Source organism: Paludibacterium flexuosum (assembly GCF_037076605.1).
In the GTDB taxonomy this organism is placed as follows: domain Bacteria; phylum Pseudomonadota; class Gammaproteobacteria; order Burkholderiales; family Chromobacteriaceae; genus Paludibacterium.
This window is the reverse complement of the sequence record NZ_AP029060.1, coordinates 2,995,362-3,009,156: the sequence shown is the minus strand read 5'-3', so window position 1 is coordinate 3,009,156 and position 13,795 is coordinate 2,995,362. Positions and strand designations below refer to the sequence as shown.

General features: G+C 46.0%; 12 protein-coding genes. 3 read left to right on the top strand and 9 right to left on the bottom strand.

The annotated features are described in order from the left end of the window. The first annotated feature begins 59 nt into the window (after positions 1 to 59). Genes AACH39_RS14310 through AACH39_RS14300 form a run of 3 tightly spaced genes read left to right on the top strand, consistent with a single transcriptional unit; the run spans position 60 to position 4,308 of the window. Positions 60 to 1,205 carry a glycosyltransferase gene (locus AACH39_RS14310; RefSeq protein WP_338620453.1) on the top strand — a complete coding sequence of 382 codons (1,146 nt, stop codon included), beginning with the start codon at positions 60 to 62 and terminating at the stop codon, positions 1,203 to 1,205. Then, positions 1,206 to 3,173, top strand: coding sequence for an asparagine synthase (glutamine-hydrolyzing) (gene asnB / locus AACH39_RS14305; protein WP_338620452.1), 1,968 nt, complete (start codon positions 1,206 to 1,208; stop codon positions 3,171 to 3,173). A gap of 25 nt (positions 3,174 to 3,198) precedes the next feature. Then, positions 3,199 to 4,308, top strand: coding sequence for a glycosyltransferase family 4 protein (locus AACH39_RS14300; protein ID WP_338620451.1), 1,110 nt, complete (start codon positions 3,199 to 3,201; stop codon positions 4,306 to 4,308). Between the two features lie 16 nt (positions 4,309 to 4,324). On the opposite strand, the gene AACH39_RS14295 is transcribed toward AACH39_RS14300, so the two are convergent. The 9 genes from AACH39_RS14295 to AACH39_RS14255 all read right to left on the bottom strand — a co-directional run bounded on the left by AACH39_RS14295 (position 4,325) and on the right by AACH39_RS14255 (position 13,792). Then, positions 4,325 to 5,578, bottom strand: a complete 1,254-nt coding sequence (locus AACH39_RS14295; RefSeq protein WP_215778404.1) for a glycosyltransferase — start codon at positions 5,576 to 5,578, stop codon at positions 4,325 to 4,327. Further along, positions 5,575 to 6,972 carry a hypothetical protein gene (locus AACH39_RS14290; protein ID WP_338620450.1) on the bottom strand — a complete coding sequence of 466 codons (1,398 nt, stop codon included), beginning with the start codon at positions 6,970 to 6,972 and terminating at the stop codon, positions 5,575 to 5,577. Before AACH39_RS14290 ends, AACH39_RS14295 begins: the two co-directional genes overlap by 4 nt. 50 nt (positions 6,973 to 7,022) lie before the next feature. Beyond that, the gene (locus tag AACH39_RS14285) at positions 7,023 to 7,781 is read right to left on the bottom strand and encodes a glycosyltransferase (protein WP_338620449.1); all 759 of its coding nucleotides are present in this window, start codon (positions 7,779 to 7,781) and stop codon (positions 7,023 to 7,025) included. Positions 7,782 to 7,795: 14 nt separating this feature from the next. Then, positions 7,796 to 9,466, bottom strand: a complete 1,671-nt coding sequence (locus tag AACH39_RS14280) for an ABC transporter ATP-binding protein (RefSeq protein WP_338621281.1) — start codon at positions 9,464 to 9,466, stop codon at positions 7,796 to 7,798. A 172-nt stretch (positions 9,467 to 9,638) separates the two neighbouring features. Further along, the gene (gene gmhB / locus AACH39_RS14275; RefSeq protein ID WP_215778412.1) at positions 9,639 to 10,226 is read right to left on the bottom strand and encodes a D-glycero-beta-D-manno-heptose 1,7-bisphosphate 7-phosphatase; all 588 of its coding nucleotides are present in this window, start codon (positions 10,224 to 10,226) and stop codon (positions 9,639 to 9,641) included. 55 nt (positions 10,227 to 10,281) lie between these two features. Beyond that, entirely contained in the window at positions 10,282 to 11,520 is a 1,239-nt protein-coding gene (lhgO, locus tag AACH39_RS14270) for an L-2-hydroxyglutarate oxidase (RefSeq protein ID WP_338620448.1), read from the bottom strand. Then, the gene (locus tag AACH39_RS14265; RefSeq protein WP_215778415.1) at positions 11,498 to 12,436 is read right to left on the bottom strand and encodes an SDR family oxidoreductase; all 939 of its coding nucleotides are present in this window, start codon (positions 12,434 to 12,436) and stop codon (positions 11,498 to 11,500) included. Before AACH39_RS14265 ends, lhgO begins: the two co-directional genes overlap by 23 nt. A gap of 22 nt (positions 12,437 to 12,458) precedes the next feature. After that, positions 12,459 to 13,040, bottom strand: a complete 582-nt coding sequence (locus AACH39_RS14260) for an SIS domain-containing protein (protein ID WP_338620447.1) — start codon at positions 13,038 to 13,040, stop codon at positions 12,459 to 12,461. A gap of 11 nt (positions 13,041 to 13,051) precedes the next feature. Continuing rightward, positions 13,052 to 13,792: a nucleotidyltransferase family protein gene (locus tag AACH39_RS14255; RefSeq protein WP_215778417.1), complete on the bottom strand. Its 741-nt coding sequence runs from the start codon at positions 13,790 to 13,792 to the stop codon at positions 13,052 to 13,054. Between the last annotated feature and the right edge of the window lie 3 nt (positions 13,793 to 13,795).

Here is a 13,795-nt window from a genome sequence, read left to right as displayed (position 1 = left end):
ATGATGGTGGGGCCGGATGCTTCTGCAGACTTCATAACGATTAAGATTGCCAATATCGAATGCGTGTTCTTTTTATCATTACCTCGCTGTCGACTGGTGGCGCTGAGATCTCCTTAAAAAAGCTTGTACTCAGCATGAACCCTCAGGATGTTCTTGTCGTTTCCCTGACAAGCCAAGGGGAGGTCGGCAACGAACTGACAAAAGCGGGATACACGGTGAAGGCGATACAGCTCAAGCCTGGCATTGGAGGGATTAAGTCGCTGTACAATCTTATCCGGCTTATTAAGAAAAGTCAGCCAGACATAGTCTCGACCTGGCTCTATCATGCGGATCTCATCGGAGGGCTCGCAGCACGCTTGGCCGGCATCAATGCTGTCGTCTGGGGAATCAGGAATGGGGAACTCCCCCGGCATGCCACCAAGCGCACTACGCGTCTCACGGCAAAGATATGTGCAATCTGCTCGCGCTGGATACCAGCAAAGATCATCTCGTGCTCACAAAAAGCTCAACAAGTGCACATCAAAATGGGGTATGACCCTAGAAAATTCTCAGTCATCCCCAATGGATTTGACCTGACCAAGTTCAAGATAATCCCTAATGCCGGATCAGAATTACGCGACAGCCTTGGTATCTCGCCGACAGTCCAGTTAATTGGAATGGTTGCACGCTATGATCCAATTAAAAACCATGAAGGCTTTCTTAAAGCCGCAGCAATTCTAAGTGCACATCGAGAAAATGTGCATTTTATTCTTGTTGGCCAAGGGATAGATCATAATAACCAACCACTTTCAGATTTAATTACATCGCTCAATCTACAGAATCGGGTTCATCTGCTGGGGCTTCGGCGAGATACAGCATCGCTATACCCTGCCTTCGACATTGCTACCCTTACGTCCTGGAGCGAAGCATTTCCCACAGTCGTTGGAGAGGCAATGGCTTGTGCAGTGCCATGTGTCGTTACCGATGCAGGCGATGCCGCCCATATCGTAGGGGATACTGGCATAGTGGTCCCAGCAGGTGATATAGAGGCGTTATCCCATGCCTGGCAACAGCTATTAGAATTAGGCCCTGACCATCGTAGGCAGATCGGTTTACGTGCAAGAGCAAGAATTGCAGAAAACTTTGAAATCAGCTCAACCCAGAAACGCTTTGCATCGCTATTTTCAGAAACTGCACAGCGCCATCCTATAGGTAGACAACTATAAATGTGTGGCTTCACTGGATTCGCCACCCCACGCTCATGGGGGGCCTTGGATGCAGCCAAGATACTGCAAATGATGGCCAGTGCCCTGTCCCATCGGGGGCCAGATGATGAAGATATATGGTTGGATAGACAAGCAAACGTTGCGCTCGCCCATCGGCGATTGGCCATTGTCGATCTGTCAACCGCCGGGCACCAGCCCATGCACTCTGCCAGCGACAGATTCGTCATTGTCTATAACGGAGAAGTTTACAACTACCAAGAGTTACGTCGCGAGCTGGAAAAGATTGCTTCGTGGCAGTGGCGAGGGCACTCAGATACGGAGGTACTGCTGGCCGGTTTTGAAACGTGGGGGATTATTGGAACATTGCAACGCAGTGTTGGCATGTTTTCTTTCGCCCTTTGGGACAAAGCGGAACATACTTTAACGCTAGCGCGAGACAGGTTTGGCGAGAAGCCATTGTATTATGGCTGGAATGACGGAATGCTCCTCTTCGGCTCCGAACTCAAAGCATTAAAGCAGCATCCATCCTTTGACCGCGAAATCGATCACTACGCATTGACGCTCATGTTGCGGTATGGCTACGTTCCCACGCCGCACTCTATTTATAAGAAAACAAAAAAACTTTCGCCGGGACATTACATCACAATCCCCCTTAATCAAGGCGTTGCCCTGGCACAGGCAGCCACCTCTTCACCATATTGGTCTCTTGAGAACGTCATTGAACAGGCGGCCCACTCTCCATTCAGTGGCACAGAAGGGGAAGCCATTGAGCAGCTCGATAGCTTGCTCAGACAAACAATCCGGCAACAACAGGTCGCCGATGTTCCCCTGGGCGCCTTTCTTTCGGGCGGAGTGGACTCCAGCACCATCGTTGCACTCATGCAGGCAGAGTCATCCCAGCCCGTCAAAACCTTTTCAATTGGATTCAATGAATCAGGCTACAACGAGGCCGGATATGCCAAGGCCGTAGCCCAACATCTTAAAACCGATCATACCGAACTGTATGTCACACCACAGGAAGTCATTGATTTAGTGCCGAAACTAGCACAAATCTGGGATGAGCCATTTGCCGACTCATCACAGATGCCAACCTACCTCGTTGCCGAATTGGCAAAGCGGCAGGTAACCGTTGCATTGTCTGGTGATGCTGGAGATGAGGTGTTTGCTGGCTACAATCGATACCTTCTTGCACAAGCAGTCTGGCGTAGAATTTCTCCTCTGCCACAGACCGTGCGAAGAGCCATGTCTTCAGGACTGACAGCTGTCGCACCGGAGCAATGGGATAAGCTGTATAAAAATACCTCCCAGATATTGCCAAAAAAATATCAGCTGGCCCAATTTGGAGACAAACTCCACAAGTTTTCGGCACTACTCGCTGCTACCAGCGATAAAGCACTCTATCAATCATTAATCACATACTGGGGAAATCCAGCGTCGATTCTATTGAATGCAGCGAATGCTGCACAAGTTCACCAAGCATTTGATCCGAATAATCAAATGAACTTGGACTTTACCAGTTGGATGATGGCTCAGGATACCAAGTCATACCTGACTGATGATATTCTCGTCAAAGTCGACCGGGCCGCGATGGCGAATAGCCTTGAAACACGAGTTCCACTACTAGACCACAGAATCGTTGAGTTTGCCTGGTCTCTCCCTGGCGACATGAAGATTAGAAATCAGCAGGGAAAGTGGCTTCTTCGCCAGGTTCTATATAAATATGTACCTGCCTCATTAATCGAACGGCCGAAGCAAGGGTTTGCAATACCAATCGGCACCTGGCTTCGTGGTCCGCTCAAAGCCTGGGCAGAACGCCTTCTGGATCGCCCCCGATTACAACAAGAGGGCATATTCAACACAGAGATGGTTCACCGCTACTGGCAGGAACATCTATCAGGGAAGCGCAACTGGCAACATCAGATATGGGCCGTTTTGATGTTTCAGAACTGGCTAGAACACAACAACTAAACTCTGTTTTGTGATTTCGTATCATATGAAAATAATACTTCTATGTTCTAACACAGCCTGGTCCATCTACAACTTCCGCAGAACCCTTGTATCTAGACTATTAGAACAAGGCCACACCGTTATTGTTCTGGCCCCACACGATCAAACATCAGAAAAACTAATACAATTAGGTTGCCAATTCATTGATATCAGCATCTCGGCTCAAGGCACCAACCCGATTAAAGATGTAAAATTAATTTACAGTTTATTTAAAACATACAAACGCCTCAAGCCAGATGTGATCCTGCATTACACAATAAAACCCAACATTTATGGATCAATGGCTGCAGGATTAGCAAAAATAAAAAATATAGCGACTGTAACTGGCGCAGGATTTACTTTCACTTCAGACACTTGGCTTTCAAAAGTAGCACGGCTCTTATATCGCATTGCTTTTCGATACCCAGCGAAGATTGTTTTTCAAAATCTTGATGATCGTCGAGAGTTCATCTCCTATAAGCTATTAGATTCCAAGCTATCTGAGCATGTTCCCGGCTCAGGTGTAGATCTTCACTTTTACACCCCACAACCATCTAGTGAGAGAGATAAAACGACTTTCCTCCTGGTTGCCAGAATGCTTTGGGACAAGGGGATTGGCGAATATGTTGAAGCAGCAAAAATCCTAAAAGAAGGATATCCAGACATTGAACTGCAGATGGCAGGAGCAAGCAACGTCCCAAACCCCAGTGCAATCCCTATTGAACAAATCAACCACTGGCAAGAACAAGGGCTGATCAATTATCTTGGCTACCAAAACGACATCCGTAGTCTAATTGCCAATGCGGACTGTGTTGTCTTGCCATCATACCGAGAGGGAGTTCCTCGCTCGCTCTTAGAGGCCGCAGCGATGGGTAAGCCAGTCATCACGACGGACACTCAAGGTTGTCGGGACGTTGTCATAGCTGGCAAAACAGGCTGGCTGTGCCCAGTAAAAGATGCACATGCACTGGCTGATTGCATGAAAGAGTTTCTTTCGTTGGAAAAAGAAGACCGAGCACGCATGGGGACGATGGCTCGGTCATTTATTGAAGAGAAATTTGATGAAGAGATTATCATCAAAAAATACATGGCAATGATTGCGGAAATTACTCTCTAAGCCATCAAAACATCGGTTAATATTTGAGCTTAACCGGCACCACTTTTCTTATATTTTTAAAAAACTGCTCAAGCTTTGGCCGCGCCCTCAAATAGTGAAGCAGCCCTCGAATAGAAAAGTGGTAAGCTGCTGAAAAATTAATACGCCTTGTTTTTATTACAACCCAAACCTCTTCAAAGGCAAGCTTAATTTTGAACTGCAGCAAAAACAACATCACATAAAAAAACCTGAATGCCGCATAATTTCTTCTGAACTCCACATCCTGACAAACAGGCACGCTATTATTTATTAAATTGCCACCATTCAATTTATCAAATACAAGCTTAAAGCCAGAGTCGATATCATAGGTTTTGATCGCTCTTTCATATGCCTGCTGTGCCATCGCCTCTCTGCGATTGTTTTCTGACAAATACAGCCGCACCTTCTCAAGAAGTTCTTCTCGGGTATGAAATACATCAAATTCATCTCCCAGAGCAAACATGTTTTCAATCCCAGCCGCATGCTGCGATAAAACAAAACCACCACATAGCGCGATCTCGATTGGCCTTCCCTTTGACTGTTTTATTCGTTGATTAATGGATGGAAGTCGAATTGCATAGCCTGAAAAATCAGCCGTTCCCGTAAAATTCAGATTGATCTTGCTTCTATTAAATACTTCAATCATTTTTTCGAAAGAAGCAAATCCATTCTCGCTCCCCACGCCATATGTTTGAACATTAACGCCATTACTTCGGAGGTAATCAATATATTCAGCGCGATTTGACTGTTTCAAGTTGCCCACAAAGGAGACATCAATATCCTTCTCTATGCTGTCAAGTTTTTTATATGCCGATTTATCATACAATGCAAAGCTTGTATGTGCAGGTATATTTAAATGCTCATACCGATATCTTGACAGCCAATCAGGCAGCAGAACAAGACTTGCCACTTGAGCATAATATCGATCTACGCCCTCAAAAAAATACTCTGTATCAAAGTAGTTAATGACTATTTTGGCCTTACTTGACAATCTAGACAAATAATCAAGACTGAACGTCAGGTCGCATGACCACCATACAAAAAAAACATGGGTAATGGCATACTTTTCCACCTCCTCGTCAATCAGGCTCTCAAGCCTCCTTCGTCCAAGCTGGTGGTATGTCTCTATATAATCTATATATCTATATACGCCAGCATTACGCCGAATTCCATTACAGTAATCTTCAAAGACCCTATTGATTCCATCATTAAAATGACTAAGAACCAAAACACGGTTAGAGTTTTCTATCATGTCGATTTTTTCGAGCAGCGCCCATACATGGCAAAAATAGGGAAAAGCGGAACCCAAAGATACCGGAGATACAAGTGCGGATTAACAAGCGCTATAAATAAAAACATAAAACATGCCAACGCAGCCGGTATACGCTCAAGGGATGAGTTATCAAGGAATAATGTCCGCGCACCAGTCCAAAAGTAGCAAAAAAAGGCGATAGCAGACAATAACCCACATTCCAACCAGAGAAGCATATAGGTGTTATGAATATCCAGTTGCACACCAAAAAACTTGAAATTCGAGGAATATACAGAATTACCTAACCCTACCCCCCAAACAATATTTCCACCGTAATGACGAATCTCATGAAAGCCCATACGAATTAGCTGCATTCGCTGAATAGCACTGCCGACTTCTCCGTGCGAGGTTACTGGCACTTGATCGGAGGTTGCTGGCACCTGATCGAAGGATTCTGAAACGTGGGCAGAGGCCACGTCCGGGCCAACCACAGTTCTGACCATTTCAGTGAGTTTTATTGCGGCGCTGTCGACTCTCGGTGACAAGTCAGTTGTAACTGTTTTGGCATAAAAATAAACAAGACAACTTGTCATCAACACCCAGAGAAAACTCTTTAAAAAAAATAAAAAAATTTGCTTAATTTCAATATGCCGGCTGCGCACTAGTTGTGACAGAGGATAAACAGCTAGCACACAGAGCATCAGCAGACCAAGCCATCCGCTAAACGAGACAGTCAAAACCAGAGAAACAATGGATAGTGTTTGCCCCAGAAACCCTACAATTCTCCACCGACCGAAATCACATGAAGCAAGATAGGTATAAAATGGCAGCATCAAAATAATAACATTTGCAAATCCGTTTGCATTGCCATAAGTGCCTATCGCCCTGTGTACTGAATAAAAATGGCTTCGAATAAACTCCGGAATGGCATGATTCAATAGAACAAGTCCAATCATCATCGGCACAAGGTATCCGACAGCCAGCCATCTAATTAATGTATGTACTCTCATGCTAAAGAAGCGCTCAGCGATAAGCGGTAGCGCAACCATGACAAAACCATACTGACATAGCGCAACTAAAAAAGAGTAAAAATGAAATGGATAGGTTTCTGAGGCGTATACTCGTCCTGTCAACGACCCCAAAATCAGCAGGGCAACAAAAATTGCCCCTAGTGATGACAATTGATTCCCCCGAAGCCGAGTCATCATATGATGACGCTCCTCGTAAACGACGATTCCAAATAACACAAACAAAAAAATATCTACTAAGCTTAGGCTGACCCCACGAGAAAAATCATCACCATACCAGCGAAGGTAATAAAAGGGCGCAAGTAAAATCGCCCCCATTGTCATAAATCGTATACATTTTTCTCGTAAAGCTCCAATCTCGTTCATCCCCCGCCCCCAGCCTTGCTAGAACATTAACCAATGAGTTTTACAAAACTCTATAATCCACTGCACGCGTCTTTAAGTTTCTTCAAAAAAGGGATTTTTCGCAAAACACTTTTTACTCGACCTTTAAAATCGTATGGAATAGGGGTATTGATTTCCCACCATTCACACCGTCTTTTCCTGCCCAAAAAAGGGTGCCATTTTGCAAAAAAAGTCTCGGTATCCTTCTCAAATGAACTCGCCAAATTGGCCTGCTTCACTACATCTTCTGCTTGAGCAATTTCAATCCAAGCATTCTGACACACTTGAACACTCCCGCCCATGGCATGAATTCTGAGAGAAAGATCAGGATCCGCCCAATAATTACGGAAAACCGGATCAAACAATCCACCGGCGGCATCAATCGTTTTCTTTGTGGCGCATAGCCAACCTACATAAAGCTTCCCATAAACCGACCACTGCTCCGACTCTCTGCCTGTTTCATCTTTTTTTCGGAAGCCTGCAGCGAAAAGCCCATCCTGACTCTTAGTAAATTTCACTATATTTTCAATGGCTTGTGGCTGTATTTTTGCATCATCGGACCAAAGCACAACCATCTCGCCAGAAGCTGCCTTATAAGCCTCGTTCATGGCGTGAATGACTCCACGACGTTCGTTTTCCTGTATATGAACAACTCTTGGCAAATCAACACTAAAAGGACTAACGAGAACCACTTCATAGTCAATTTGATGGATATGTTCGGCAAACTCGCTTATACGTTGCTTCGCGAGCTCTGGCCTGATCGACGGAAGAAGAATACTGATAGCAGTCATGCGTATAGGTGCCTTTAGGCAAGATTAGCAATGATATTGGGGTCATCGAGAACTCGTACAATTTTCCCGGCCTCTAGATTTAAAATAAAATCGCAAGTGCGCAAGGTACTAAGCCGATGTGCGATGATCAGAAGCGTGATGCTGCGATCCAGCATCGTGATGGATTGCATAACCGCTCTCTCAGTCTCGGTATCCAATGCACTAGTGGCCTCATCCAACACCAGTACAGAAGCTTGTTTATACAGTGCGCGTGCAACACCAATACGTTGCCGCTGGCCACCAGACAAACGTACTCCTCGTTCACCGACCAGAGTGTCATAACCATGAGAAAGGCTCATCACATACTGATCGATCTGGGCCATTTTTGCGGCCTTATGGACCAGATCAATATCAATGGATTTACGTTCGACACCAAATGCAATGTTTTCTGCAATGGTCGTGTCGGCAAGATAAAGACTTTGCGACACATGCGACACAGTTCTCTGCCAACAACCGAGGTTTTGTTGGCAGAGCTGGGTGTCATCAATGTATATCTTGCCCTCTGTCGGCAGCAGCAGTCCCATGACAATATCAAGCAGAGTACTTTTCCCACTCCCGGTGGGCCCGATAATTCCTACTCGTGAGCCGGCTGGAATACGCAACTGTTCGATATCAACAATCCAAGAGCCGGCAGTCTGATAACGAAATTTCACGCCTTCTAGTGTCACCGCCTCACGTAAAACTAGAGGAGTATCTAGCTTTCCTTGCACGGGCCTAACTTGGTCAAGCAGCAGCAAGGAATCTTCAAGGGAAGACTTACTCCCCATGATTAATGACCATGAGTTATATGCTTGTTGAAAGGCGGGCAGTAAGCGCTGAACGCCAAGGGTGAGCGCGCCGAGCGTTGGTAGTGCATTAGCCAACCCCCCCTGCTTCTGGAGCACAAATGCTAGCAGCGCAATAGTTACAGCACCAAGTGCCTCCATGACATAGCGCGGACACCCGGATGTGAATAGATTCCGGCCCTGTGCACGTCTCATCGCCAAATCCGCTTTGCTGTACTGCTCACAAAAAATATGCTGGGTACCGTTAACAAGTACCTCTCTAATCCCGCCCAACCCCTCCTGCAGCGCCTTGATTGTGCTCGTCTGCGCACGAGCAATGATCTTGCTGTCTGCAGAGAGCTGAGCATATGTCATTCGTGCCAAACCTAAGTAACATGCAGCAAAAAAAGCGGAAGTACCAAGTGCAACGACAGGGTCGATGACTACTAGCGCTGTAAAAATGAATACCAAAACAATCGTCGAGTTCACAATGGTAAGACTCGGCAGCAATACATCGAACATCACCGCATTTGTCTTGGTTGTGATGCCGCTAACGATCTCAGCGCTGTTTCTGGCTATATGCACTGCGTACGGCTGATACAGCGTACGCTCGTAAATATTCATACTCAAATCCGCGCCTGCACTGAACGTCAGCCAGGTAGTCGCGCGCAGTAACACCAGCCTCAATACACCGGCGATCAATGACAAGACTACAAATACTAAAGTCAACATTGCGAATGGTCCCAATCCAAGAAAACCTAGGATTGGTTCCAACCTCTGCAACACGGCGCGTGTTGTATGTCCATCAGGTGCAGCAAGGGCGCCAAGGAAAGGTAAGACAGCTCCCAATGATGCAATCTCGGAAATTGCACTTGCTAGCATAAGAAGCAGCAACCACCCGAATTGCCACCGGCGATTAGGCGCAAGATGATGCCATAACCGCTGTAGTTGCTTAAGAACATTCAATGCACGATTTGGGGACGCTATCTGCGGCATTCGCTAATCTCAACACTCGCTGAAAATAAATGGATCAACCTAGAAGATGGTAATGTGCCTACCTTGCTCCGGACTTAGCAATGTAGTGCACTGCAGAAAGCAGGTTCTCGGCAAGAGGGATTTCTGGCGATACTGCAGCAGACTCCCTCAACCCATATCCCGTCTGAACCAGGATCGGAGACACACCACACTTCATACCTGCGGCAATATCCGACTGCTTATCGCCAACGATCCAGGATCTGTGTAGCGCGATATTAAACGATTGCTGTGCAGCCAGTAGCATGCCGGTATCCGGTTTGCGGCATGAGCATGCACGGTCTAATCCGAATTGAGGATGGTGCGGGCAGTAGTAAAAGGCATCAATTTTTGCCCCTGCCCTGGCCAGCTCTTCATCAACCCTAGCATGCAAATTCAGGATATCTGCCTCGTTATAATAGCCACGCGCAACGCCGGCTTGATTAGTTACCACAATGACAAGATAACCTAATCGATTTAGCAATCCGATTGCATCAATTGCACCAGGAATCCACTCCCAATCCTCGAACTTGTACAGATACTCTTTTTCAATGTTAATCGTACCATCTCGATCCAAAAATACAGCTTTTTGGCCAACAAATTCAGATATTTTGGGAGCACTTTGGGTCATAAACTTTCCATCATTTTAAGTTGCTGGCAAGAAAAATCAGTCAAGTCCATGCCCGTCAACGCGCCTCCTCCACTCTATCCACCAGCCACTCAGCAAATGCCATTGAGCTCGTAAATGCAGGAGAAATAGAATTAAGTACATGCAGCGTACTATCAGTTCTCTCGATAATATAATCCATCTCAAGCGTTTTGGTTTTGACATTGATTAGCTGAGGTCGTATACCCACCTTATCACAGGGAATCAAGTCAGAAGCAGTCAGCTCTTTCATCAATTTTTGCGCAGATGCCAAAAAGGAGCTTTTTAAATATTTTTTTGCTTCTGTATGCACCAGCAACCTGAAATTTTGCTTATTGGCACAGTACATACCAAAAAGTTCTACGCCAATCTTCATGCTTTCGAACAGCTCCAGCCCCTTGAGGATGCCATAATTCTCGCGGCCAAGGGCTGGTATTGCGGTTGGACCAACGTAGACATCTCCGCTGATGCCTCGCGTGAGATGGACGCCGAGGAAAGGTAGATCAACATCGGGCACAGGATAAATATTGCCAAGTACGAGATCTCTGCGCTCTGGTCGCAATTTGTAGTAAATACCCTTGAAAGGTACTAATGTATAGTCCTTCGCTAATCCAAACTTTTTGGCTACTATATCTGCTCCAGCCCCCGCGCAATTAAAAAGATATCCATAGGAAAATGTTTCCTTTGGGGTCTGCGCAATTTTTTCACTGGGCAAAGCCGACACAAGAGGAGATTCGAAAACAATCTCTACTCCTTCTTGCTCTAGCAACGTCCGTAGCTTACAGACAACTGCTTTACTATCTATTACAGCAGTATCTGGACAATATATGCCCGTTTGATACGCTGTCGCATGCGGCTCAAGCCTGCGAATACCGTCCTCATCCAAGCGTTCGGCAACTATGCCATTCTCTTTCGCATTTTTTAATAAACGCTCGACTGTTGGCAAATCCCGCTCAGATGTTGCAATGATAACTTTCCCAGAACGGCGGCAAGGAATGTTGTGCTCTTCGGCAAACAAGCGCATTTTAGTTGCGCCCGAAGAGCACACCTTCGCTTTGAGCGTCGTGCTTCCGTAGTAAACACCAGAATGTAATACGCCACTGTTACGCCCACTGGCATGCTTTCCAACTTCAACATCTTTCTCCAGCACAATAATTTTTGCAGCTGGATTACGCCGTTTCAGTTCTCTTGCAACCGTCAAGCCAACAATACCAGCACCGACAATCAAGTAATCACAGGTTTGAGCCATAATATTTTTACACGTTACCAAAACGGGCATTGCGAATCATAGTAAACCCGGTAATTAGCTCGGAAATACCACGATCAAGAGAGAACTCTGGTTTAAATCCAGTGGACTCCAATTTTTCATTAGAAACAATATAATTACGCTGGTCCGGATCTTTACCAACCGGGGCGTCAATGAAAACGAAATTAGGCAATTGTTTTTGAATATGTTCGCAAAGTTCTGTTTTCGACACGTTTGCATCAGACAGGCCGACGTTATAGATTTGGCCCTTCATTTTCTCATGATTATTCAGAGCGTGCTGGAATGCCCGTGACACATCTCGCACATGGATATAGTTTCGTTTGAATTGTCCTTCGAAAAGAACTACAAAACGGTCATGAACAGCTCGGTAGGTGAAGTCATTCACCAGCAGGTCGATTCGCATGCGGGGAGACATACCAAACACCGTAGCCAGTCGGAAGCTAATCGCATTCGGGTGCTCCATGAGCTTTTTCTCAACCTTAACCTTTTCGATAGCATATTGCGAAATAGGATTAAGCGGAGACTCCTCGGTGCAGAAGTTATTCTCATCGCCAGTACCGTATGCACTATTGGTCGTTGGCATCAGTACCATTTGCTCTTTCGACATCAGCTTAAGCATCATCTCAATCGCATCATGGTTCGTCGTTGTCGCCCCAACGGGATCCATGCTGCAAAGAGGCGCACCGACCAAGGCAGCCAGAGGAATTACGACATCATTTTTTTTCAACAGTGGTGCGATAGTCGACTCAACACGAATATCACCTTTGACAACAGAGAAATTCGGGTGATAGCAGCAATGGTTGAGACTTGCTTGCTTATACATAAAATTATCAATCACGGTCACTTTATGGCCTGCAGCTAGCAAGTCGGGAACCATAACAGAGCCAAGGTAACCGGCGCCACCAGTGACTAGAATATTAAAGGCCATTTTTTTTCCTTCTAAAGTTGCGTTAATTAAACATCAGCTGCTCGATATACTCACACAGCGTATGAGCAAGCACTATATGTACTTCTTGAATTGTTGCGGTATATTCACCCGGGGAAACAATGCAGTGGGTAGCCAGTTCTTTAGAAAGTCCGCCATCACGGCCAGCAAAAACGACACTAGGAATATCCATTCGTTTACATGCTTCAAGCGCACGTATGATATTCTTCGAATTACCCGATGTAGTGATCCCGAGGAAAATATCCTGAGGGGACATTTTTCCTTCTACCTGACGAGAGAAAACCTCATCATAGCCATAGTCATTACCAATGGCCGTCAAAATAGAAGTATCAACTGTTAATGCTTCTGCCGGGAGGGGTTTTCTGTCCCTTGCCAGCTTGCTGACAAACTCGGCAGCCAAATGCTGGGCATCCGCAGCAGACCCACCATTTCCAGCAATGTAGAGTCTGCCACCATTGCGATATTGTCTGGCTACATCCAGAGCCGCCTGCTCGAAAGAAAGACATTGCGCAGCATCAGCCAAAAGTGCCTGCTTAGCAGCAATCGACCGGAGCAAGTTAGCCTGCAAAATTTCGGATGGTTTCATTTCTTTTCCCGTCATGTACGCAAAAATTCACTCGCACGATGGTAATCATGGGGAACACCAATATCGATAAACTTCCCGGGGCAGGCCAAACCATACAATGCTCGGCCAGCATTCTGGATCGTGCTCAGGATACCCTCCTCCAGTGAGACCTTCTCTCCCTGAGCATATCCACAGTCAGCCAAAACGTCAGACTGTATGATGTATACGCCACCATTCCCCAGAAAAGGCTTTTTATCACTCATTGCCGATCGAAGAGAAACAATGCGACAATCATCATCAGTAATGACACCCATATAGCGATTGGCATCACATGTATTAAACAAGGCAAACGTCCAATCCGACTTTCTCTGTCGATGAAAGGCAATCAGCTCAGACAGTGACACATCAAAAAACGTATCGCCGTTTAAAACAAGGAGCGTTGAATGCGGCGGAGCAAGGGTGGCAGCCATCAAAAGCCCACCCCCGGTTCCCAACGGCTGCTCTTCAACCGCATACTGAAGCATTGCCCCATGATAATTGGCGCCAAAGTGGTCAATTATCACTTCATAGCGATAGCCAACGGATAGGATGAAAGAGCGGATGCCCTGATCAATCCAATAATCAAGCTGATACTCAAGGAAAGGGCGCCCATCGATAGGAGCCATTGGTTTCGGTACATCGGCGACAACACTCCGCAACCGTGTTCCTAAGCCTCCAGCAAGAATAATTGCTGTCGTTGGCTCCCCGTCTGTCAAGTCATCTCCTCGAATCATGGC